At 56.5% G+C, this 21,965-nt stretch carries 27 protein-coding genes; 22 read left to right on the forward strand and 5 right to left on the reverse strand.

Annotated features, from left to right (window positions below; translation table 11 throughout):
• Positions 1 to 95: 95 nt before the first annotated feature.
• The 3 genes from AC13D2_RS19780 to AC13D2_RS19790 are packed head-to-tail and all read left to right on the forward strand — an operon-like array spanning position 96 to position 2,163.
• The gene (locus tag AC13D2_RS19780) at positions 96 to 1,313 is read left to right on the forward strand and encodes a choline transporter (RefSeq protein WP_036211635.1); all 1,218 of its coding nucleotides are present in this window, start codon (positions 96 to 98) and stop codon (positions 1,311 to 1,313) included.
• 40 nt (positions 1,314 to 1,353) lie between these two features.
• Positions 1,354 to 1,563, forward strand: a complete 210-nt coding sequence (locus tag AC13D2_RS19785) for an acetyltransferase (protein ID WP_300496011.1) — start codon at positions 1,354 to 1,356, stop codon at positions 1,561 to 1,563.
• 45 nt (positions 1,564 to 1,608) lie between these two features.
• Positions 1,609 to 2,163: a YgjV family protein gene (locus AC13D2_RS19790; RefSeq protein ID WP_300496013.1), complete on the forward strand. Its 555-nt coding sequence runs from the start codon at positions 1,609 to 1,611 to the stop codon at positions 2,161 to 2,163.
• Here the strand turns inward: AC13D2_RS19790 and AC13D2_RS19795 are convergent.
• The gene (locus AC13D2_RS19795; protein WP_300496016.1) at positions 2,158 to 3,192 is read right to left on the reverse strand and encodes a histone deacetylase family protein; all 1,035 of its coding nucleotides are present in this window, start codon (positions 3,190 to 3,192) and stop codon (positions 2,158 to 2,160) included. The two genes, AC13D2_RS19790 and AC13D2_RS19795, sit on opposite strands and share 6 nt — an antisense overlap.
• A 113-nt stretch (positions 3,193 to 3,305) precedes the next feature.
• Between AC13D2_RS19795 and AC13D2_RS19800 the strand changes: the two genes are divergently transcribed.
• Positions 3,306 to 3,866 carry an LOG family protein gene (locus AC13D2_RS19800; RefSeq protein WP_292048916.1) on the forward strand — a complete coding sequence of 187 codons (561 nt, stop codon included), beginning with the start codon at positions 3,306 to 3,308 and terminating at the stop codon, positions 3,864 to 3,866.
• On the opposite strand, the gene AC13D2_RS19805 is transcribed toward AC13D2_RS19800, so the two are convergent.
• The 3 genes from AC13D2_RS19805 to AC13D2_RS19815 all read right to left on the reverse strand — a co-directional run bounded on the left by AC13D2_RS19805 (position 3,836) and on the right by AC13D2_RS19815 (position 9,098).
• A complete protein-coding gene (locus tag AC13D2_RS19805) occupies positions 3,836 to 4,729 on the reverse strand; it encodes a carbohydrate kinase family protein (RefSeq protein WP_300496018.1) in 894 nt (297 codons plus the stop codon). The two genes, AC13D2_RS19800 and AC13D2_RS19805, sit on opposite strands and share 31 nt — an antisense overlap.
• 96 nt (positions 4,730 to 4,825) lie before the next feature.
• A complete protein-coding gene (locus AC13D2_RS19810) occupies positions 4,826 to 5,731 on the reverse strand; it encodes a response regulator transcription factor (protein ID WP_292048914.1) in 906 nt (301 codons plus the stop codon).
• A complete protein-coding gene (locus tag AC13D2_RS19815) occupies positions 5,718 to 9,098 on the reverse strand; it encodes a hybrid sensor histidine kinase/response regulator (RefSeq protein ID WP_300496021.1) in 3,381 nt (1,126 codons plus the stop codon). The genes AC13D2_RS19810 and AC13D2_RS19815 overlap by 14 nt, the downstream gene beginning before the upstream one ends.
• A gap of 402 nt (positions 9,099 to 9,500) precedes the next feature.
• On the opposite strand from AC13D2_RS19815, the gene urtA reads away from it, so the two are divergent.
• The 9 genes from urtA to AC13D2_RS19860 all read left to right on the forward strand — a co-directional run bounded on the left by urtA (position 9,501) and on the right by AC13D2_RS19860 (position 18,160).
• A complete protein-coding gene (gene urtA, locus AC13D2_RS19820; RefSeq protein ID WP_420391159.1) occupies positions 9,501 to 10,679 on the forward strand; it encodes an urea ABC transporter substrate-binding protein in 1,179 nt (392 codons plus the stop codon).
• Between the two features lie 82 nt (positions 10,680 to 10,761).
• Positions 10,762 to 11,688, forward strand: a complete 927-nt coding sequence (urtB, locus tag AC13D2_RS19825) for an urea ABC transporter permease subunit UrtB (RefSeq protein WP_300496025.1) — start codon at positions 10,762 to 10,764, stop codon at positions 11,686 to 11,688.
• A gap of 9 nt (positions 11,689 to 11,697) precedes the next feature.
• Positions 11,698 to 12,897, forward strand: a complete 1,200-nt coding sequence (gene urtC, locus AC13D2_RS19830) for an urea ABC transporter permease subunit UrtC (protein WP_292048910.1) — start codon at positions 11,698 to 11,700, stop codon at positions 12,895 to 12,897.
• Positions 12,897 to 13,655 carry an urea ABC transporter ATP-binding protein UrtD gene (gene urtD / locus AC13D2_RS19835; protein ID WP_288076168.1) on the forward strand — a complete coding sequence of 253 codons (759 nt, stop codon included), beginning with the start codon at positions 12,897 to 12,899 and terminating at the stop codon, positions 13,653 to 13,655. Before urtC ends, urtD begins: the two co-directional genes overlap by 1 nt.
• A 2-nt stretch (positions 13,656 to 13,657) precedes the next feature.
• Complete coding sequence (gene urtE, locus AC13D2_RS19840) at positions 13,658 to 14,347, forward strand: urea ABC transporter ATP-binding subunit UrtE (RefSeq protein ID WP_300496030.1); 690 nt, start codon at positions 13,658 to 13,660, stop codon at positions 14,345 to 14,347.
• A 14-nt stretch (positions 14,348 to 14,361) separates the two neighbouring features.
• On the forward strand, positions 14,362 to 15,408 hold the full coding sequence (locus AC13D2_RS19845) for an aliphatic amidase (RefSeq protein ID WP_300496033.1): 1,047 nt from the start codon (positions 14,362 to 14,364) through the stop codon (positions 15,406 to 15,408).
• A gap of 15 nt (positions 15,409 to 15,423) precedes the next feature.
• A complete protein-coding gene (locus AC13D2_RS19850) occupies positions 15,424 to 16,467 on the forward strand; it encodes an AAA family ATPase (RefSeq protein WP_300496036.1) in 1,044 nt (347 codons plus the stop codon).
• A gap of 101 nt (positions 16,468 to 16,568) precedes the next feature.
• Positions 16,569 to 17,801, forward strand: coding sequence for a formamidase (gene fmdA, locus AC13D2_RS19855; RefSeq protein ID WP_300496039.1), 1,233 nt, complete (start codon positions 16,569 to 16,571; stop codon positions 17,799 to 17,801).
• 5 nt (positions 17,802 to 17,806) lie between these two features.
• On the forward strand, positions 17,807 to 18,160 hold the full coding sequence (locus AC13D2_RS19860) for a zinc ribbon domain-containing protein (protein ID WP_292048903.1): 354 nt from the start codon (positions 17,807 to 17,809) through the stop codon (positions 18,158 to 18,160).
• A gap of 113 nt (positions 18,161 to 18,273) precedes the next feature.
• Here AC13D2_RS19860 and AC13D2_RS19865 read toward each other — a convergent pair whose 3' ends face one another.
• Complete coding sequence (locus AC13D2_RS19865; RefSeq protein ID WP_300496042.1) at positions 18,274 to 18,543, reverse strand: phage integrase N-terminal SAM-like domain-containing protein; 270 nt, start codon at positions 18,541 to 18,543, stop codon at positions 18,274 to 18,276.
• A gap of 266 nt (positions 18,544 to 18,809) precedes the next feature.
• Between AC13D2_RS19865 and AC13D2_RS19870 the strand changes: the two genes are divergently transcribed.
• The 9 genes from AC13D2_RS19870 (at position 18,810) to AC13D2_RS19910 (ending at position 21,870) form a co-directional block, all read left to right on the forward strand.
• Positions 18,810 to 19,121 carry a type II toxin-antitoxin system RelE/ParE family toxin gene (locus tag AC13D2_RS19870; RefSeq protein ID WP_200205373.1) on the forward strand — a complete coding sequence of 104 codons (312 nt, stop codon included), beginning with the start codon at positions 18,810 to 18,812 and terminating at the stop codon, positions 19,119 to 19,121.
• A complete protein-coding gene (locus AC13D2_RS19875) occupies positions 19,114 to 19,401 on the forward strand; it encodes a helix-turn-helix domain-containing protein (RefSeq protein WP_200205372.1) in 288 nt (95 codons plus the stop codon). The genes AC13D2_RS19870 and AC13D2_RS19875 overlap by 8 nt, the downstream gene beginning before the upstream one ends.
• Before the next feature lie 177 nt (positions 19,402 to 19,578).
• Positions 19,579 to 19,803: an addiction module protein gene (locus tag AC13D2_RS19880; protein WP_292048901.1), complete on the forward strand. Its 225-nt coding sequence runs from the start codon at positions 19,579 to 19,581 to the stop codon at positions 19,801 to 19,803.
• Positions 19,800 to 20,093 carry a type II toxin-antitoxin system RelE/ParE family toxin gene (locus AC13D2_RS19885; protein ID WP_300496047.1) on the forward strand — a complete coding sequence of 98 codons (294 nt, stop codon included), beginning with the start codon at positions 19,800 to 19,802 and terminating at the stop codon, positions 20,091 to 20,093. Before AC13D2_RS19880 ends, AC13D2_RS19885 begins: the two co-directional genes overlap by 4 nt.
• A gap of 144 nt (positions 20,094 to 20,237) precedes the next feature.
• Positions 20,238 to 20,480 (forward strand): type II toxin-antitoxin system Phd/YefM family antitoxin, encoded by a 243-nt coding sequence (locus AC13D2_RS19890; RefSeq protein ID WP_058092928.1) that lies wholly within the window; start codon positions 20,238 to 20,240, stop codon positions 20,478 to 20,480.
• Entirely contained in the window at positions 20,477 to 20,740 is a 264-nt protein-coding gene (locus AC13D2_RS19895) for a Txe/YoeB family addiction module toxin (RefSeq protein ID WP_292048900.1), read from the forward strand. The genes AC13D2_RS19890 and AC13D2_RS19895 overlap by 4 nt, the downstream gene beginning before the upstream one ends.
• A 115-nt stretch (positions 20,741 to 20,855) precedes the next feature.
• Positions 20,856 to 21,113 carry a type II toxin-antitoxin system Phd/YefM family antitoxin gene (locus AC13D2_RS19900; RefSeq protein WP_095603088.1) on the forward strand — a complete coding sequence of 86 codons (258 nt, stop codon included), beginning with the start codon at positions 20,856 to 20,858 and terminating at the stop codon, positions 21,111 to 21,113.
• Entirely contained in the window at positions 21,101 to 21,403 is a 303-nt protein-coding gene (locus AC13D2_RS19905) for a type II toxin-antitoxin system RelE/ParE family toxin (protein WP_292048899.1), read from the forward strand. Before AC13D2_RS19900 ends, AC13D2_RS19905 begins: the two co-directional genes overlap by 13 nt.
• Before the next feature lie 68 nt (positions 21,404 to 21,471).
• On the forward strand, positions 21,472 to 21,870 hold the full coding sequence (locus AC13D2_RS19910; RefSeq protein WP_292048898.1) for a hypothetical protein: 399 nt from the start codon (positions 21,472 to 21,474) through the stop codon (positions 21,868 to 21,870).
• Positions 21,871 to 21,965: the final 95 nt, after the last annotated feature.

The raw sequence follows: 21,965 nt of genomic DNA on the forward strand, positions 1-21,965 counted from the left end.
TTTGTGTCCGATTCGAATGAACACGTGCTTCAAAGTAGAGGAGGAACACCCATGTTGTCCTATATAATAAGTAAAGCGAGAAACCGGAGGTGTGTATGACACTCTGGTTATCGACAGGCCTGATTTTCACTTTCGCGGCTATCGCGCTGATCCTGTTCAAATGGTGGGACCTGAAAGTCATCGGCGTGACGCCGGTACGTACCTTCACGTTTATAGCCATTCTGTTTACTTCGGGCCTGGACGTCGGCCTGATCATGTTTCCGCTGACGGAATTTGCCGGTTACGGCAACCTGACGGAAAGCCCCGAATACGGCTTCGCCAACCCACTGGCGATTGAGTTCGGGTTCTGGGCCTTTCTGATCTGGGGGTTCTACTTCCTTACCTGCTTCTACTTCTGTGTGATCGAGCCGCGGGTGAAGTTCTTCGACATACCGCTGGTGCGAGTGGTTAACAATGTGGTCATCATCGGAACCTGCGCCTTTACCGCGTTCCTGTTACTGGTCAACCTGCCCTGGTATCTGCCGGAAATTGGTGATGGCGAAACGGTCGTGCCCACTTTCTACCTGATCGTTTTCGCGGCGATTGCGGCTGCGGTTTATTCCAGCAGTAAAATCAAATACGTGCGCATACTCAGCCTGGGTTCCAGCTGGTTGTTCATCGCGCTGATTGCGGTGATGTGGGGCCGTGCTTTCCTGACGGGCAACGGCAGCGTGGGAGACTTCTTCGGTACGGCTGGGCTGATTGGTGAGTACTTCACCAACCTGCATCACTTCATGTTACCGCTGAACGATTACCACGAGTTTTACCTGTTCTGGTGGTTCTCCTGGAGCATAATGATCGGCCAGTTCACCGCGCGCTTTGTCAGCGGCCTGCGTACCTGGCAGTTGATGATCGCCATGCTGGTGTTTCCGTCCATTGCTATCGGTACCTGGTTTTCGGTGCTTTACCACTATCACGCTGAAGGCCTGAACATCGCCAGCTATATCAACATCGCCATGATTACGGTGGGTATCCTGATGGTAATCAACTCACTGGACTCGCTGATCCGGTTATACACCGACAATCTCAACCTGACCGCAAGCCGACTGGGCCAGTGGAAGTATTATTTTGGCAACCTGATTGCGATGTGTGGTTTGACGCTGCTGTTCCAGCTCGACTTCCTGCGCATTCAATGGGTGGGCGCGCTGGTAATTGCGCTGTACTTCGGCTGCTTCGTGTACATTGTCACGAAACGTCGCGCTGAGGTGATGGGCATTGAAGGTTCGCCCAAAGAGAATACACTCGACTTCAGGAAGATTGAGTTAGCGAGCTAGATAGCTTCACACATCATCAGGGGAAACCCGGGAGGGCTTTATGTTTCTCGCCGAGAAATCGACCGGACACATGATTGAGGTGTTGGACACCAGAATGCTGATGGATCCCAACGAATCGAGCGTTAAGGGCAGCCTGCATTTTGGTGAAGAAGCCCAGGACCCGGAGTTTTTCGAAAAGGCCGGCCTGAATTTCCCGTCCGGGGAATCCCTGCCGCAGTGCTGGACTGACCCGGATTACCGCAGGCGGTGATCCGGGTTAACCGCAGCCATCAAATGCCAGGCCGTGCCGCCGGCGATGTTTGAGGGAATGAGCCTGACAGAGTTGGCTGGCCAGGCGGTCAGTCTGATTGCATTGGGCTTTTGCATTGTCGGCTTTGCCAGCAAGCGGGACGACCGTTTGATGGTGTTGCTGATCTCCGCGAATGTGGCCTTTGCGCTTCAGTTTGCCCTGTTCGGCAGTTGGACGGCGGCGGTACTGAGTTTGCTGGTGATCGGTCGCATCGTGCTGGCCCGGCGATACCTGGGCAACTGGAAGGTCATGCTGGCGGTACTCGCGGTAAACCTGCTGGCAGCGGCTCTGACCTGGCGTACCCCCGTTGACTTCTTCGCCATTGGCGCGGCCATGTTCGGCACCGTCGGTATGTTCATGCTGCGCGGCATTCCCATGCGACTGACGCTGGCCGGCGCTGCAATCTGCTGGATGTTGAACAACCTGCTGATTGGCTCCGTGGGTGGAACGCTGGCAGAGGGTATGGTGGTGGTGACTAATTTCATCACTATCTTTCGGTTAGCGCGGATGAAGCGCCGTTACCCGGAGGCTTTCGCCAAACTGAACGAGCCGGAGTCATAGCCGGCCGCGTTCAAAACCCTTCAGTACGTTCACCACATTCACGCCAATGGCATCCACATCGTAGCCGCCCTCCATGGTGAACAGGGTCGGCAGGTTCAGTTCCGCCAGCCGCTCCCCCATCAGCACGTAGTCCGCAGACGTGAGCTTGAAGAAGGAAATCGGATCGTCCTCGAAGGTGTCTACTCCCAGGGCGATCACTAATGCTTCGGGTTGGTATTCCGTAATTCGCTGGCAAGCGGTTTCCAGCCCTTCGCGCCAGACCTTGAAGGGCGTGCCCGGTGGATACACTAGGTTCTGGTTATAGCCGCTGCCGTCGCCTTCGCCGGTTTCATCCTCAAACCCGAGGAAGTGAGGGAACACCAGGTCCGGATCGCCGTGCAGGCTGATGGTCAGGACGTCGCTGCGCTGATAGAAAATGGCCTGGGTACCGTTACCATGGTGGAAGTCGACGTCCAGTATTGCCACGCGTTTGACGCCCTGGTCCCGAAATGCCTGGGCGGAAATAGCCGCGTTATTGAAAAAGCAGTAGCCTCCGAACAGGTCGGCATGGGCGTGATGCCCAGGTGGGCGGCATAGTGCAAACGCGGCAGGCTCTCCGTTGGCCACCAGAGCCTGTGCGGTCAGAGCGACGTTTGCCGAGGCGCAGGCAGCGTCCCAGGTACCCTCGGTGATCGAGGTTTCAGCGGCAAAGCTGTAATAGCCCAGGCGGCCGTCGATGTCTTTGGGCACCCTTTCCCGCATCCCCCGGCCCGGCCAGACGGCGGGAATAGCCTCGCCGGGTTTATCCTCGGCTTCCCAATCTTTCCAGCAGGCCTGGAGGAAGCTCACGTAATCCGGGGTGTGCACGCGCAGAACTGGTTCGAGGCCGAAGTCGTCTGGTGGAAGGACGTCTCCCAGTTGTTCCTGTTTGACCCGGCCCAGTATGGTCTCCGCTCTGGACGGTTTTTCGTGGGGGGCGATTAATATGCCGCCGTCCAACTCGGTCGTTGCGGTACGGCGATTGTGCAGCGGAGAAAAAACGGTTTTCATGGAAAACGATTCCGTATTGGTTGTGCACTAAGTTGATGCTAGCGGTCCCTTGCCGATATCTGACAGTATATTACCCGTGCCACCAAACCACGAACCTGTTACAGGACTCTGTTATGAAAATCGCCGTCTTCTGTGGCTCCAGCCTGGGAAATGACGAACGTTTTGCCCAAGCCGCCGATGCGTTTGGCCAGTATATGGCCAGCCAGGGCATGGATCTTGTGTTCGGGGGTGGCAAGGTGGGCCTGATGGGCGTGGTTGCCGATGCCGTTCTGGCCGGCGGCCGGGACGTATACGGCGTCATACCCGAATCCCTTCGCGACCGCGAACTGGCCCATCAGGGCCTGACCCGCCTGGATGTGGTGAGCAGCATGCACGAGCGCAAAGCGCTGATGGCGGATATGGCCGACGCGTTTGTGGCCCTGCCGGGAGGTCCGGGTACCATGGATGAAATCTTCGAGGCCTGGACCTGGGGCCAGCTTGGATATCACAGCAAGCCCTGTGCGTTTTACAACGTGGATGGCTACTACGATGAGTTGCTGGCGTTTATCCGCACGATGTCCGGTGCCGGCTTCCTGAAGCCGGAGTACGCCGAGATGGTGATCGTCAAAGACCAGCCCAACGAGCTGGTATCCGCCCTGAGAAACTACCAGCCGCCCTCGCGCAAATGGTCATAAAGTCGCTGAAGGCTCAGGTGTTCCGCCGCCAGTGATCGTGAGGTCACGCAGAGTGCGCCACAGGCCGCGCCAAGCTGAAGGCACGTTCGCAGGTCTTCGCCGCCCAGGTAGCCGCACAGAAAGCCACTGAAAAAGGCGTCACCCGCGCCATTGGTATCCCGCACCCGGTCAACTGGAAACGCCGGCTGCGCAACCCATCCTCCCTCCCTGCTCAATAGAGTGGCGCCTTCACTGCCATGGGTGCACACCACCAGCTCCTTGCCATCATCGATCATCGTTTCCATGAAACTGCGATAGTCCGGAAGGTTGTCGCTGGACAGGAAAACGACAGTCGCCGCATCGATAAACGGCTGATGATGTGGGTTCCGACCGTCATAGTCATGCAGGTCGGTCCACACCGGTTTGTTCGCGTTTTTTGCCAGGGCCAGTGCCGGCTTCGCATAGCTCAGGATATTGATCACCACCAGTTCGCAGCCTGAAATTGCGGAGGTCACCGGCGTCCAATCAACGCCACTTGGGTCAGCCGGAGGCTGTACAAACAGGGAAACCCGCCCGCCGTGAGGGTCCATCAGGTTTACGTGCTGTTCTGTCGGCGTGTCGGTGATTTCTGCAAGTAGCTCAATGCCAGGCTTATTCAGGGCGTGGCGCACCAGATCGGCCTCCGCGTCCTGCCCCAGCAGCGAATGCAAGACTACGCTGCGCCCCAGCGCTGCAAGGTTCAGCGCCTTGCCAGCACCGGTGCTGCCCACGGATTTGTAACTGCTTCGCGGCCACAGTGTTTGTGGCATTGGGGTTGGCAGGGCATCGAGTTGAATGATGGTATCCAGCGATGCGCCGCCGATGATGACGATGGGTTTGTTCATGGGGTTGGCCTCGGCAGGAAGATCGGCCCATCTTATCCGGTGTGGAACGGGTAAGGCTCCTCCCTGCGGCTACGCCCCTTTCGTTGCCCGTAGTGGTCAGGTTCGCGCCAGACATTTGATGGCGGCAGCAGCGGCCGACGTGCGGTTTTCCACACCCAGTTTGCGAAATACCTGCTCCAGGTGCTTGTTTACCGTGCGTGGGCTCATTTCCAGTATCTGTCCGATCTCGCGGTTGGTTTTGCCATTGGCGATCCACAACAGCACATCGGACTCCCGTCCGGTCAGGCTGAAGCGCGCCCGCAGCGCACCAGTAGCCTCGCTGGGCTTCTGCACCTCTTGCAGGCGCAACAGGTATTCTCTTTGGTCGACCAGGGTGAGGAATTCCACCGCGTGGAGCTCGGGCAGGAAATCCAGCGTAAGGCTGTGGCCGTTCTCCGGATTGTGACTCAACCAGGTGGCCAGGTTGTTGGTCAGCAGTTCGAGGTTATTCGAGCCGCCGCCAATGAGCCGCTGATGAACCTGGGGGGTTGTCCACAGAATGACTCCGTTACGGTCCACGGCAAACAGGTTCTGTCCGGCGGTATCCAGTGCGGCCCGAGCGCTGTGTGCCATGCGGGCGTTGGTCAGGTGTACCTGCATGCGGGCCATCAGCTCGGTAGTGTTGATGGGTTTGGTGACGTAGTCCACGCCGCCGCATTTAAGGCCCATCACCACGTGTTCGGTATCGCTGAGGCCGGTCATGAAAATGATGGGGGTATTTGCGAAGTCCGGATTCTGCTTCAGCCGACGGCAGGTTTCGAAGCCGTCCATGTTGGGCATGATGGCGTCCATCAGCACGATGTCCGGGGTGATGTTCTGGCTGATGGTCAGGGCCTGGCTGCCTTCCAGTGCAATCAATACCGTCATGCCGGCACCTTCCAGGGCGTCGTTGATCATGCGAATGCAGTCGACAGCGTCGTCCACCACCATAACCACCGTCTTTCGGGCTTCAGGTGTGTTCATGTTCCGTCACCTTGATCAAATCAATGATTTTTTCGAACTGGAAGTCGTTGGTGAGCTTCACGAGTTCTTCTACAAACACCGGATCTGCCTCGCTCCGGTAACGGAGCCCGTGCAGTGCCTCAAGAAGTCCTTTTTTGTGGCCGATGGTGGCCAGCCCCACCAGCGCGGCACGATGTTCTTCCGCGGGCAGAATCAGCGTTTCCGATTCGGGCGTAATGCTGGCTGCCAGCGGTTCCGGGCTTTTCTCGAAGCGCCAGTCGAGGGCAAGCAGGCGGGCGATGTGGTCCAGCAGCAGGTTCAAGCGCACCGGCTTAATGATGTAGCCGTTGTGCAGGGTGGGTGATTCCGGCCGGTTGCGTCCTTCACTGGCGTCGGCCGATACCATTACCACGGGCACCTGATGGTTGTTGCTTCGCAACTGCGTAAGGATATCCCAGCCACTGTACCCGGGCATGGAGACATCGAGTAACAGCAGGTCGGGATGGCTGTTGTCGATGGCATCCACCACCGCCAGGGAGTTGCCGATATCGACAATTTCAAACCCCAGGGGAGCAAGCATGGCTCGGATCACCTGGCGGTGGGAGGATTCGTCATCCACCACCATGATCTTGCGTCGCGGGCCTTTGTAGCCATAAATGCGCCGCGCCGGGGATGTCATGGATTCCGGACGGGAGGTATGCAGGCTGGACAGCATCAGGCTGACGCGAAAGATACTTCCTTCTCCGGGCGTGCTCTCTACAGAGAGATCGCCGCCCATGATTTCGGTCAACAGTCGGGTGATGGTGAGCCCGAGCCCGGTCCCGGTGCGACTTTGTCCGGGGGTGCGTATACGCTCGAAAGGCCGGAATATGCGCTCAATGTTCTCTTCGGCGATGCCTTCGCCGGTATCCTTTATCGTGAACTCGGCCACCTGGCTGCGATATTTCAGGGTTAACGAAATGCTGCCGTTGTCGGTGTATTTGAGCGCATTGGACAGCAGGTTGATGAGTATCTGCCGCAGGCGCTTTTCATCCGTGGTCACCAGTTCTGGTAAGCGGGCAGGGCCGTGGTAACTGAAGGCCAGCCCTTTCTCTTCCGCTTGTAGCCGGAACATATGCACCAGTTGTTCCATCAGCAGGTCAATACGCACTTCGTCCCGGTGCAGGTCCAGCCGCCCCGCTTCGATCTTGGAGATGTCCAGCAGGCCTTCGATCAGGTCTGCCAGATACTCACCGCTACGGCGTATGACACCCAGTGCGTCCTTGCGGTTGTCCGGGATCGCGGTGTCGTTTTCCATCAGCTGGGCGTAACCCAGGATTGCGTTCAGCGGTGAGCGCAGCTCGTGGCTGATACCAGTCAGGTATCGGCTCTTTGCGCCATTGGCCGCTTCCGCGTGCTCCTTGGCCTGTTGCAGGGCCTGATCAGTGCGCTCGTGGGCCACAATCTCCTCGGTCAGAAGGCGGGTCTGTCGCTGGGACTCCTCCTCGGCCACCACGCGGCTTTCATGGGCCAGCACAAACAGCCAGCACACCACGCCGGTGATAATGATCAGGACGAAGAACACCTTCCACAGGGTGATCGACAGCAGCATGGCTTCGGTGGCCGAATTCACCGGTGTCTTGGCGTATATCAGTGCCAGAAGCAGCCCGGACAGACCGTTGATCAGGAACAACAACGTCAGGAAGTGGCCAATACGCGAATGTAGTTTTGAGAGCACTGACGCGGGAATAAACAGGCCAAAAAACTGCTGCAGCTGATGTCGATAACCTGCACCGGGTTTACAGAAATCGCCACAGCGTGCATCCAGCGAACAGCACAGCGAGCAGATATTGCCGGCGTAGGCCGGGCAGCCGGTCACGTCTTCCGGCTCGAACTCATATTCGCAGATGCAGCAGCCAACGAGTTGTCTGTCGGTGGCGATGGGTACGAACGGTCGAGCGGTGTAGAAGCGCCCTCCGGTCTGCCACGCAATGAGAGGGGCGATTACCAATGCCGCGCCCAGAGTAATAAAATGCGACAGAGCCTGGGCAATCTCGCCCAAGGCACCACCGTGGCACACCATGCCAATGACCGAGGCCAGTACCATGGCGCCGACACCAACGGGGTTGATGTCGTATAGGTGTGCCCGCTTGAACTCGATGTGCTTCGGGCTGAAGCCCAGTGGTTTGTTGATCACCAGGTCGGCCACCAGGGTGCCCACCCATGCCACCGCCACGATACCGTAGAAGCCCAGAGTCTCTTCCAGGGCGCGATAAACACCCAACTCCATCACCAGCAATGCGATGGTCACGTTGAAGACCAGCCACACCACCCGGCCCGGATGGCTGTGGGTCAGGCGTGAGAAAAAATTCGACCAGGCAATGGACCCCGCATAGGCGTTAGTGACGTTGATCTTGACCTGGCAAAGAATGACAAAGATGCCCGCGATGGCCAGCGCCACTTCCGGTGACGACGAGAGATAGCCGAATGCCACCATGTACATGCGGGTGGGGTCGGAGGCGTCCAACGCCGACACGCCATGGTTCAGGGCCAGCACGGCCAGGAACGAGCCCGCCAGGATTTTCAATGCGCCAATGACAATCCATCCAGGCCCACCGGCCATCACTGCCGTCCACCACCGCAAACGCTGCCCTTGCTCAGGCTCAGGGACAAAACGCAGGAAATCGACCTGTTCGCCTATCTGTGCAATCAGCGAGAACACCACGGCCGACGCTGCCCCAAAAAGCAGCAGATTGAGCTCGCCGCCCTGATTGGGGGCAGTACCCTCAAACTGCGTCCAGTCCGACACCGAGCCGGCATCCATGCAGATGATGAAAACGAACGGCAGCAGCTGCAGCACAATCCACGCCGGTTGGGTCCAGAGCTGGAACTTGCTGATGGCGGTTATGCCGTGGGTGACCAGGGGAATAATCACCACCGAACAAATGAGATAACCGATCACCAACGGTATATCCAGCAGCAGCTCCAGCGCCATGGCCATGATTGCCGCTTCGATCGCGAAGAAGATAAACGTAAACGAGGCGTAGATCAGCGAGGTGATGGTGGAGCCGATGTAGCCGAAGCCAGCGCCGCGGGTAAGCAGGTCTATATCAACACCGTAGCGAGCGGCGTAGTAGCTGATGGGTATCGCCGTCAGAAAGATGATCAGCGCCACGGCGCAGATGGCTGCGACCGCGTTGTTGAATCCATAGTGGATAGTGATGGCCCCACCGATGGCTTCCAGCGCCAGAAAGGAAATCGCTCCCAGAGCCGTATTAGTAACGCGGGCGGCGGACCAGCGCCGTGCACTCTTCGCGGTAAACCGCAAGGCGTAGTCTTCGAGCGTCTGGTTGGCCACCCACTGATTGTAATTGCGCCTTACACGGAAAATGCTTTGTCGTGCGGCCATCGTTGTGTTGCCTGTGTCGCTGGATAAGGAGTGCCCGAAATAAGTGCGGTTGCGTGGCGCGGTGCACCGGACCTGAAAACACCAACAATTTTCGTGCCATGGACAGGAACGCAAGGAAAAGCGGACACATTTAAATCGTGTACCCGCGTTTTAGCCTGTATTGCCGGAATCAGGAATGCGTCAAATGACGTAGTGCGCTGGGGTGATTGCCGAATGGGCTCCCTTAAGGGGCGCAAGCAGAATGTTTGATGTGGACGCTGTGCTTTCGATGAAAAGCGCGGTACCGGATTTCAAACACTGCGAGGAATCACCATGGGTACGACAGATACAAACGCCAGCGTACGATCGCCTGGCAAGAGGCTGGGGTTTAGAAAGAGTCTGATGACACTGGCGGCGTCCGTTATGCTGGCTACCTCCGCGCAAGCGGCGACACCCAGTACGGCAGACGTCAATACAACCGATCTGGCGGTGACGGATGACACCGTGACGGTTGGTATACTGCACTCCATCACCGGCACCATGGCAATCAGTGAGATTGGCTCGGTGCAGGCGGAAAAGCTGGCGATTGAACAGATTAACGAGTCCGGCGGCGTTCTGGGGCGCCAGATAGAATTTGTTCAGGAAGACGGCGCCAGCGACTGGCCGACGTTTGCCGAAAAGTCCCGCAAGCTTCTGCGTCAGGATAACGTGGCCGCGATCTTTGGCGCGTGGACTTCTGCGTCACGCAAGGCCATCCTGCCGGTCATTGAGCAGTACAACGGCATGCTGTATTACCCCACCTTCTATGAAGGTCTTGAGCAGTCCCCTAACGTGGTTTACACCGGCCAGGAAGCCACCCAGCAGATTCTTGCGGGTATCGACTGGGCGGTAAAGGAAAAGGGCGCCAAAAGTTTCTATCTGCTCGGATCCGACTACATCTGGCCACGAACTTCTAACAAAATCGCCCGAAAGCACATCGATAAGCTGGGTCTGAAAGTTGTGGGTGAAGAGTACTACCCATTGGGGCACACCCAGTTCAATTCAGTCATCAACAAGATCAAGCTCAAGAAGCCCGATGTGATCTTCGCGTCCGTGGTGGGCGGTTCCAACGTGGCCTTCTACAAGCAGATGAAAGCCGCCGGTGTTGATTTCACCGACGAGAAGCCGCTGCTGCTGACCATCTCCGTAACCGAGGACGAAATCCGCGGTATCGGCGGTGACAACGTGGAAGGTATCTACGCCTCCATGAAGTACTTCCAGAGCCTGGACAACCCCAACAACAATGAGTTTGTTGCGGCCTTCAAGGAAACCTACGGCGATGACATGGTCATCGGCGACGTCACCCAGGCCGCGTACCTCGGCCCATGGTTGTGGAAAGCGGCGGTTGAAAAGGCCGGCTCTTTCGACATCGACAAGATTCGCGAAGAGTTCGCTGGCATCGAGTTCACCAAGGCACCGGAAGGCTACGTACGCATCCACGAAAACCACCACCTTTGGTCCAAGACCCGGATTGGCCAGGCCCAGGTTGATGGTCAGTACAAGGTGGTTCACGAAACTGAAGAGCTGATGGAGCCAGACCCGTTCCCGGAAGGTTACCAGTAAAACAGATTGGCCGGCGCTACCGCGCGCCGGCCTTCATCGCCTCCGCAACGCAAAGCATGTTGGTTTGAAGGGGAGAAGGGTCATGTTCGATGGCTACACCAGCAGTGAATTGATGTCGATATTTGCCATGCAGGGGTTTGCCGGGCTCTCCCTGTTTTCAGTGTTCGTACTGATGGCAATGGGCCTGGCCATCATCTTTGGTCAGATGGGGGTGATCAATATGGCCCACGGGGAATTCATGATCCTCGGTGCCTACACAACCTACCTGACGTCGGGTTTTTTCCAGTCCTACCTGCCCGGACTGTTTGGCGGTTACTTCTTTTTCGCCATCATTCTGGCCTTTCTGATCTGCGCCGTCTTGGGAGCACTCGTTGAGTGGCTGATGATACGGCATCTCTACCACCGTCCACTCGATACACTGCTGGCCACCTGGGGTCTGAGCCTGATCATGCAGCAGGCCTACCGCTCCATCTTTGGTGCCCGGGAAGTGGGCGTTGATCTTCCCGAATGGATGATGGGCGCCTTCCAGGTGACCGATTTGGTGGAACTGCCGATCAACGGCTTGTTCGTGATGATCATCGCGCTCTCCATTGCAGTCGCCGTTTACCTGCTCATGTACCGCTCCGGCTGGGGCAAGAACGTGCGGGCTGTGGTTCAGAACCGTTCTATGGCTGAGGCTGTCGGCATCAACAGTGCTGGTATTGACCGCGCCACCTTTGCCCTCGGCTGCGGTATCGCCGGAATTGCTGGCGCTGCGTTCACCATGATCGGCTCCACCGGGCCGTCGTCCGGCCAGGCCTACATTGTTGATACCTTCCTGGTGGTGGTCTTCGGCGGTGCCCAAAGCCTGATTGGCACCATTATTTCCGCCTTCGGCATTTCCCAGGCCCAGTCCACCATGGAGTTTTTCCTGAGTGGTTCCATGGCCAAGGTACTCACCCTGCTGGTTGTCGTCGGCATTCTGATGCTGCGTCCAGAAGGACTCATGGCCCTCAAGGTCCGTCGCTAGGAGATTGTCATGAAGAGTTCATCCCCCCTGAAATGGTTCGGCTCCCGCGAGGGCCTGTATTACCTGGCGCTGGCGTTTCTGCTGGTTGTTATCCTGCCGCTGGCGCTGGACCCGTTCCGGCTGAACATGGTGGGTAAGTACCTGACATACGCCTTTGTGGCGATCGGACTGGTGATGTGCTGGGGTAAAGCCGGCATCCTCAGCCTGGGCCAGGGCGTGTTCTTCGGCCTGGGTGGCTATTGCATGGCGATGTTCCTGAAGCTGGAAGCTTCCACGCCAGAGGCCACGGCGATCCAGTCCACCCCGGGCATTCCGGATTTCATGGACTGGAACCAGCTCACCGAGCTGCCGTGGTTCTGGGAACCGTTCCATAGCTTCTCGTTCACGTTGATCGCGGTTATAGGCGTGCCCGTTCTGCTGGCGTTCGTGATCGGTTTTGCCATGTTCACCCGCCGTGTGGGCGGGGTGTACTTTGCCATCATCACCCAGGCCATAGCCGCAATCCTGACCATCCTGATTATCGGACAACAGGGGTACACCGGGGGCGTAAACGGCATTACCGATCTGCAGACCCTGAAGGGCTGGGATATCCGCACCGATGAGGCACGGACCACCCTGTACTTCGTCTGCGTCGGAATGCTGTTCCTTTGTCTGTTCGCGGCACGGCTTGTCCAGAACCGGAAACTGGGACGCATTCTGGTGGCCATGAATGCCCAGGAAATGCGGGTACGTTTCTCGGGCTACGACGTCGCCGCCTTCAAGATTTTCGTTTTCTGCCTGGCGGCAGCCTTCGCCGGAATCGGGGGCGCGATGTTCACCCTGATCGTGGGCTTCATGTCGCCATCGTTCATCGGCATTGTCGCTTCCATCGAGATGGTGATCTTCTGCGCCCTTGGCGGTCGGCTGTCAATTCTTGGGGCGGTTTACGGCGCTTTGCTGGTGAACGCAGCCAAGAGTGGTTTCTCCGAGTCCTTCCCGGAACTCTGGCCCTTCGCCATGGGCGCGCTGTTTATTGGTGTGGTGCTGGCTTTCCCGAACGGCCTCGCCGGGCTCTACCGCAGCTACGTCATGCCCCTGGAAGACCGCCTTTTCAAGCGCAGTAAGCCTGAGCCCAAAACCGCCTCCGCGCCTGCGGCCACCAAGCCGAGTGCGGAAAAAGCCGACGATTACGATCCGATGATCACTACCTACAGCCCGGAGAAATCGTGATGAGTGCAGCCAAAAGCAAAGGCACGGATTTCCTGTTGGCGGTTGAGGGCCTGACCGTATCATTCGACGGCTTCAAGGCCGTGGATGACCTGTCTTTCTACCTCGATCCCAAGGAAATCCGGGTCATTATCGGCCCCAATGGCGCCGGCAAAACCACCGTTCTCGATCTGATCTGCGGCAAGACCAAGGCTACCGCCGGGTCTATCAAATTTGCCGGCAAGGAGCTGACCAGACTCAAGGAACACCAGATCGTTCATTCGGGCGTGGGCCGGAAGTTCCAGACACCGTCGGTGTTCGAGGATCTGACCGTGTTTGAAAACCTCGAGGTGTCCTATCCACAGGGCCATAGCGTGATGGGGGCGATGGCCTTCAAGCGGGACACGGCGGTGATCGAAGCCGTGGAAGAGGTGGCAGAAACCATCTTTCTGATGGACGCCCTGAACGAACCGGCGGCCTCGCTCAGCCATGGCCAGAAGCAGTGGCTGGAGATCGGCATGCTGCTGATCCAGAAGCCGGACCTGCTGATGCTGGATGAGCCGGTGGCCGGAATGTCGGTGGCAGAGCGCAAGAAAACCGCCGAACTGCTCCGGGTGATTACCAAGGACCACACGGTACTGGTGATCGAGCATGACATGCAGTTCGTTGGTGACATCGCCGACCGGGTGACCGTGATGCATCAGGGCAAGGTTCTTTCGGAAGGGTCCATTGAGCACGTGAAGTCGGACCCGAAAGTCATCGAAGTCTATCTGGGGCACTGAACATGCTAAGCGTCAAACATCATTCGGTGGCCTATGGCCAAAGCACCATCATCGGGGACCTGAACCTTGAGGTGGGAAAAAACGAGATTGTGGCCGTGGTGGGCCGCAATGGCATGGGTAAGACCACGCTGATGAAGTCCCTGGTGGGCATGACACCCACCAAAGGCGGTGAGGTCAGCCTGGATGGCACCAACCTTTCCAACCTGAAAAGCTTCCAACGGGTAAGGGCCGGCATCGGCTTTGTGCCTCAGGGCCGGATGATTTTCCCAACCCTTACGGTAAGGGAAAACATTGAAACGGCTCTGTCCGCCGTGGGTGAAAAGAAGGTGCCGGAGGATCTGTACGAGATGTTTCCGGTACTGAAGGAAATGCAGAACAGGCGCGGCGGTAACCTGTCTGGCGGCCAGCAGCAACAGCTCGCCATTGCCCGCGCACTGGCTACGCAGCCCAAGGTGCTGTTGCTCGACGAACCCACCGAAGGCATTCAGCCCAATATCATCAAAGAAATTGCGCAGACCCTACGGCGTATTCGCGATGAGCGCGGTTTGTCGATTGTTGTTTCTGAACAGGTGCTGAGCTTTGTGATGGACGCGGCGGACCGGATTCTGGTGATCGAGAAGGGAGCCATCGTGCACGAAGAGAGCAGGGCTGACGCAGACCAGGAAAAGATTGCCAGTTACCTGGCGGTTTAACGAGGAGCGGATTAATGAGACACGGCGATATTTCCAGCAGTAACGACACCGTCGGTGTGGCGGTGGTGAACTACAAGATGCCCCGGTTGCATACCAAAGCCGAGGTGTTGGGCAACGCCCGCAAGATTGCCGACATGATCAAGGGTATGAAAGTGGGCCTGCCCGGCATGGACCTGGTGGTGTTTCCGGAATACAGCACCATGGGCATCATGTACGACAATGACGAGATGATGGAAACAGCCGCCACCATTCCCGGCGACGAAACCGCCATCTTCTCTGCCGCCTGCCGTGAAGCCAATACCTGGGGCATCTTCTCACTGACCGGGGAGCGGCATGAGGATCATCCTAACAAGGCGCCCTACAACACACTGATTCTCATCAATAATGACGGTGAGATTGTTCAGAAGTACCGTAAGTGTGTGCCCTGGTGCCCGATTGAAGGCTGGTATCCGGGTGATACCACCTACGTCAGCGAAGGCCCCAAGGGTATGAAGATCAGCCTGATCGTTTGCGATGACGGCAACTACCCGGAAATCTGGCGGGACTGTGCCATGAAGGGTGCGGAGCTGATCGTTCGCTGCCAGGGCTATATGTACCCGGCCAAGGAACAACAGGTGATGATGTCCAAGAGCATGGCCTGGGCCAACAACTGCTATGTGGCTGTGGCCAACGCCTCCGGCTTTGATGGCGTGTACTCCTACTTCGGCCACTCCGCCATCATTGGCTTTGATGGCCGCACGCTGGGTGAGTGTGGTGAGGAAGACATGGGTATCCAGTATGCCCAGCTTTCTATCAGCCAGATTCGCGATGCCCGCCAGAACGACCAGTCACAGAACCACCTGTTCAAGCTGCTGCACCGGGGCTACACCGGTGTTCACAACTCCGGCGACGGCGACAAGGGCGTGGCCGACTGCCCATTCGAGTTCTACCGCACCTGGGTTCTGGACGCTCAGAAGGCTCAGGAGAACGTGGAGGCGATGACACGTAAGACCGTGGGCACCGCCGAATGCCCGGTGGGAACCTTGCCGTTCGATGGCAAGGAAAAATCTGCAGGCGCTTAAAGCCGGGAGTCGCTGATGCCGTTTATTAACGAACGGCTGGAAGCCAATCGGGAATCCATAGAACAGAACCGGGCCGCTTCAGGCCCGGTTCGTGCTTCCCGGTTTCGCTTTGAGCCCGACGCCGTTATGTCCCGCCTGCGGAAAAACATCGTTGGCCAGGACGATGCCCTGGTTGCCATGGAATCCATGCTGGTGCGGGTGAAAGCCGACATCGGTGAGGAAAACCGGCCGCTGGCGGTGCACCTGTTTCTTGGTCCTACCGGGGTGGGTAAGACTGAAACCGTAAGGTTGATCGCCGAAGCCATCCACGGCAACCGGGATGGCCTGTGCCGCATCGACATGAATACCCTGGCCCAGGAGCATTATGCCGCCGCACTTACCGGAGCACCTCCGGGCTATGTAGGCAGCAAGGAAGGCCACAGCCTGTTTGATCTGGACAAGGTGCAAGGCTCGTTCAGCAAGCCCGGCATTGTGCTGTTCGACGAAATCGAGAAGGCCAGCAAGGAGGTGGTCCGGACCCTGTTGAACGTGCTGGATACCGGCCGGCTAGTGTTCCCTTCCGGTAATCGGGAGATTGATTTCCACAACACCTTGATTTTCATGACCAGCAACGCCGGTGCCCTGGAGGCAGAAGCACACGAACAGCGATACCAGCGGGGTTGGCGCCACTGGCTTGGGTTATCATCCAGCAAGACTGATTCCCTGCGTGACACCGCCCTGCGCCAGTATTTTGATCCCGAATTCCTGAACCGTATCGACCAGATTCATACCTTCAACCGCCTTACTGACAACTGGCTCGAGGCACTTCTGGATATTGAACTCGCAGGCCTTAATCATCGGTTGACCAAAAAGCACGCAGCGTTGTCCCTATCGACCGAGCTACGGACCGAACTGTGCCGTGGTTACGATGCCCGCTATGGCGCCCGGGAAATGCTGAGAGCCTTTCGCCAACGACTGGAGCCAGCGGTAGCCCGTGCGTTGTTGGCGTATCCGGAGTGCCGTCGTTTTGAAGCTGACGTAAAGGACATAGCCGTTACCGTGCGCCAATACGTCGAATGACGTAGGTACGGGGGGCATTTTGCGAATACCTCCGAGGCGCGGGATCTCGGATAGTAAAGCCGTTACCGAATCGTACACGCCAACACCAAGGAGCACCCGTTATGGCTGAAACCCTCATCAAAGTCGATTTGAGCAAATCTGCTTACGAGAACGAAAATATCCACAACCGCTGGCACCCGGATATCCCCATGGCGGTCACCGTCAAGCCCGGTGATGACTTTGTCCTTGAGTGTTATGACTGGACCGGTGGCCAGATCGAAAACAACGACAGCGCGGACGACGTCCGGGACGTCGACCTTACCCAAGTCCATTTCCTGTCTGGCCCGGTTGGGGTTGAAGGCGCTGAACCTGGCGACCTGCTGGAGGTGGATATCCTCGATATCGGAGCCTTCAAGGATCAGCAGTGGGGGTTCAATGGCTTTTTCTCCAAGCAGAATGGCGGCGGCTTCCTGACTGAGCATTTTCCGGACGCGCAGAAATCCATTTGGGATTTCAACGGTATGTTCACCAAATCCCGTCACATTCCGAATGTGGAATTTGCCGGTATGGTCCACCCGGGTTTGATCGGTTGCCTGCCATCCAAGGAAATGCTGGATGAGTGGAACAGGCGCGAGAAAGAACTCTACGACACCGAGCCAGACCGTGTGCCTGGACTGGCCAATCTGCCGTACTCTGATACCGCCCATCTGGGCAAACTGGCCGGCGACGCCGCCAAAGGCGCCGCGGCTGAAGCGGCCCGCACCGTTCCGCCCCGTGAGCACGGCGGCAACTGTGACATCAAGGATCTGTCTCGCGGCTCCAAGGTTTATTTTCCGGTTTATGTGAAAGGTGGCGGCCTCTCGGTAGGTGACCTTCACTTCAGCCAGGGCGACGGTGAAATCACCTTCTGCGGTGCCATCGAAATGGCCGGCTGGATCCATCTCCGGGTGAACGTGATCAAGGATGGTGTGTCTAAATACGGCATTAAAAACCCGGTATTCAAACCCAGCACGATCAAGCCACGCTACGAGGATTACGTGATCTTCGAAGGCATTTCGGTAGATGAGCAGGGCAAGCAGCATTACCTCGATGTGCATGTGGCCTATCGCCAGGCCTGTCTGAACGCCATTGAATACCTTGGCAAGTTTGGTTATACCCCTGCCCAGAGCTACGCATTATTGGGTTGTGCGCCGGTGGAGGGGCACATCAGCGGTGTGGTTGACGTGCCGAACGCCTGTGCCACGCTCTGGCTGCCCACTGAGATCTTTGATTTCGACATCAACCCATCCGCAGACGGACCGAAGAAAATGACCAGTGGCGGAATGGACGTACCTCTGTCGAAAGACAAGGAGTAAGCCCCATGCCCGTTTACGACTACAAGTGCCGTGAACACGGCCTGTTTAACACTCTGGCTACTATGGAAGACAGCGCCAAACCAGTGGCATGCCCAACGTGCCAGGCGCTATCGCCCCGAGTGATTGTATTACCGCCGGAAATTGCAAACATGGACCCGGCCAAGCGCGCCGCCCAGGCCCGCAACGAAAAGTCTCGCCACGAACCGGTGTTCTCAACCGCCGATCGCCGGGAGCGCGACCCTGAGCATAGCCGCAACTGCGGCTGTGGCTCGCCAAAACCCGGAAAGTCGATGCTGTTCTACACCGCTGACGGGAAGAAAATGTTCCCCTCCATGCGGCCCTGGATGATCAGCCACTAAGGCTGTACCAAACCGAAAGACACTGTCACGTGTTTGCCCCCACTTCGGGGGCTTTTTTATACCCGTTCAACCCAGTGGACTGCGAATTCCGGCGAACCCCTGGCCGACATCGCCTAACGGCTTATCCAGAACCTTGTTATACAAAAAACCAGGAAATTCAGGGCCTGACGTTGTGTAGCCTCAGCAACATTGCGATGCACCGCTAGCCAAGTTAGAAACTCATTAACCTCCCGCGCCCCCATTTCCCGGGGATGTTTCATTTTGTGGAAGCGAATGAAATAGCGGATCCAGTACCAGTACGTCTTTTCAGTGCGGATGCTGTAGTGATTCACCCGAATGACCGCACGGACCTGGTCACGTAGTCGGGGCTGCTTTCCTTGCATTCGAGAGGCTCCTTGCCAAAAATAGCTGTATATTTAAACAGTATTATTGGTGGCGTAGACCACAGATGTCAAATGATTACATAGCATGGGTGTATGTAGTGGGCTAAGCTGTTGATTTACAAATTTCGGGATCGAGCATTGGTGTTTGAAGAGCCGTAATCATGAAGCGGTCAAATTTTCGCAATCACTGAGACATCGATCTAACTGCTGTTACACCTCGCTAACCTAATCTTGAGATTTGTACGGCATTGCCGTATATTTTGGCTATGCTATTCATTGAAACCTCAACATTCACCAAGTTGTTGCCGAGCTACCTCACGGACGAAGAATATCGTGGGCTCCAAACATACCTTTTGCAGAAGCCTGATGCAGGCGATCTCATCAAAGGGTCTGGTGGTGTTCGCAAGGTTCGCTGGGCGCCAGTCGGATCGGGCAAGAGTGGCGGCATTCGAGCAATTTATTATTGGAAGAAGTCTGACCACGAAGTATGGATGCTGACGTTGTACAGTAAATCTGAGCGTGCCTCGATTCCTGGGCACATGCTCAAGCAGATAGCGGAGGCCATCAAAAATGAGTGATAGAAATCTTGGTGCGGAAATCCTTGCTGGGCTTGATGAAATCAAACAGTTCAAAAAGGGCAATCTGGCGCTGCGAACTCAAGAGTTGTCTGAGCCCTCAGCGCCGCAGGTTATTCGGCTGAAACTAAAAATGTCTCAGTCTGCCTTTGCGGGTCTCATGGGGGTCAGTGTGCGCACTCTACAGGATTGGGAGCAAGGGCGTAGAGAACCACAAGGCCCAGCAGTTGCACTGTTGCGCATCGCAGAACAACATCCGGAAGTTTTTAGCCAACTGCACTGAGTAAGTCGCAAGGTGTAACCAGACGGTCAACCGGACACCAAAAGCTTTCTGCTTTTGGTTCCCTTCGCTGGCGCTCCGGTGCCGGTTACCTAAGCGTTAAAGCTGGAAAGCCGATTCGTGGCACCAGGTACCCATTCGTGTCAAAATTGAGTGATACGCGAACGAGAGGTTTCTTCCATGAATCTCCAGAAAATTGAAGATGAGGCGCTCCATCTGCCCAAAGAAGAGCGAGCGCAATTGATCCAGCGACTGGTATTGAGCCTGGAGTCTCCGTCAGAAGAGGAGCTCAAATCCGATTGGTTGCTTGAGGCCCGATGCAGAGGCGAAGAGCTCGACAATGGCACCGTTCAGGCTGTGTCTGGTGAGGATGTCATGAGGAAGGCTAAAGCACTGATCAAATGAACTATTCTTTTCACCCGGCAGCGGAAGCCGAGTTCCTGGAGTCAGTTGGTTATTACGAATCAGAAGTTCCGGGATTGGGTGGTGCCTTCATAGAGGAATTTGAGGCCCTGGCCATTTTAGTTGGCGAGTCACCAAAAGCCTGGCAAGTTGAATTGCAGCCAGATATTCGCAGAGCGCCCCTTCACAGATTTCCGCTATCCATCGTTTACCGAGAGAAACCTGACGGTTTTCAAGTTCTGGCGGTTGCCCATGACCGGCGACGTCCGCAGTACTGGCTTGGCAGGCTTTAACAATCGGCTGCACAGCGACCGATTTTCCGCCGCTTCACGGCTCCAAACCGGCGCGTGAGCCGGGCGTTATGCAAAACGTTCGTCTTTACGTACGTACTCAAAGGCGTACACTTGGTTAAAAGTTGAACACGCAAGAGGTGCGTCATGACCGGAATCACAGCAACTGAGGCGCGCAGCAACCTCTATCGGTTGATTGATGAAACTGCGGAGTCCCACCAGCCAATCGTTATCATGGGTAAACGGAACAAAGCTGTCCTGGTATCCGAGGAAGACTGGTCTGCAATTCAGGAAACACTTTACCTGCTCTCCGTACCCGGTATGCGGGAGTCTATTCGTGAGGGGATGGATACCCCCGTGGATGAATGCGATGAGGAGCTGGACTGGTGACATGGAAGTTGGTTTACACCAAGCAAGCCCAGAAAGATGCAAAGAAGTTGGCCTCCAGTGGCCTCAAACTAAAAGCCCAGGAACTGTTGGCGCTGATAGCGGAAGATCCGTACTGCAAGCGGCCTCCGTTTGAGAGGCTGATTGGTGATCTTGCGGGAGCCTATTCACGCCGCATCAATATTCGGCATCGTCTGGTCTGTCAAGTGCTAGAGGACGAGCAAGTGGTGAAAGTCCTCAGGCTCTGGAGCCACTACGAATAATGCATAACCAGCCGCTGTTGCCGGACAATTTCCCGCCGCTTCGCGGTTAGCTGCGATTGCCTCACCCGATAAGTGACACTATAGTGATACTGTCAATCTGATTCAGGATGAGCCCATGAAAGTTGAGCTTGTTACCAACCTTAAGCGCCAAGCCACGAAAATCTTGGCAGACCTTCATCTGTCGAAAGAGCCGGTATTGATCACGGAACATGGTAAGCCATCGGCTTATCTTGTTGATGTGCAGGATTACGAGTTCATGCAGCGTCGGCTTGAGCTGCTTGAGGGGCTCTCACGAGGAGAGCGCGCTGTACTTGAGGGAAGAACGTACAGTCAAAGTGAGGCCAGGGAAAAAATGAGTAAATGGCTGAAGTAATCTGGACGGAGTCCGCCCTTCAAGAACTGGATGCCATCGCTGAGTATATTGCCCTCGATAATCCTGCTGCCGCACGTCAATTGGTTCTGGAAGTTTTTGATAAGACCGACCGCTTGGAAGAGTTCCCCGAATCCGGACGGATTCCCCCAGAGCTCCCAAATGCGGTATATAGGGAAGTAGTGGTTCCACCGTGTCGCATTTTTTACCGTGAGGATGAGAAGCGGGTTCTTGTCCTCTATGTCATGCGAGAGGAACGGCTGCTTCGTGCGTACATGCTTGAGAGCAGCTAACCAGGCGCGTCACTCGGATGCCCTTGTCTCCGCTTCGCTACGTCAAGATCACGCCCTATGGAGGCGAAATGTCACTGCAAGTGATCTCATCAGATGAACTGACACAGCGTTGCAGGTTGTCGGATGGCCGGCTAGTTGATATCGAAATTGATGATTCCGGCCTGGAAATAACCGTTACGGCGGTTAATGGCCCGAAACTTGGCTCCATCGAGTTGCAACACACTGAGTCTGATCACTACTACTTGATGTGGATGTACCTTGATCAGGATGGGGGCGCATTCAAAAGGTGTGGTATTGGACGCCAGGCCCTGAAATTTCATAATGAATCCTTCGGAGGGCTATTTACTGCGGCCCCAAATGACGGGCGGGAGCGTGAAGATGGCAGCCATCTCACTGGCGATGCCCGGGGATTCATTCGGAAAATGCGGGAAGAAGGCCTTGTTTTACAGTCAGATCCTTACCTGTAGCCTGGAAGCTGACAATTTATTGAACCTGACGTCTGATCCGTTACCTGGTTCAGGTTCCCTCCGCGTTGTGCGCTCCGGCGTCAGTTAACCCAAGC

The organism is Marinobacter sp. B-12, assembly GCF_056857915.1.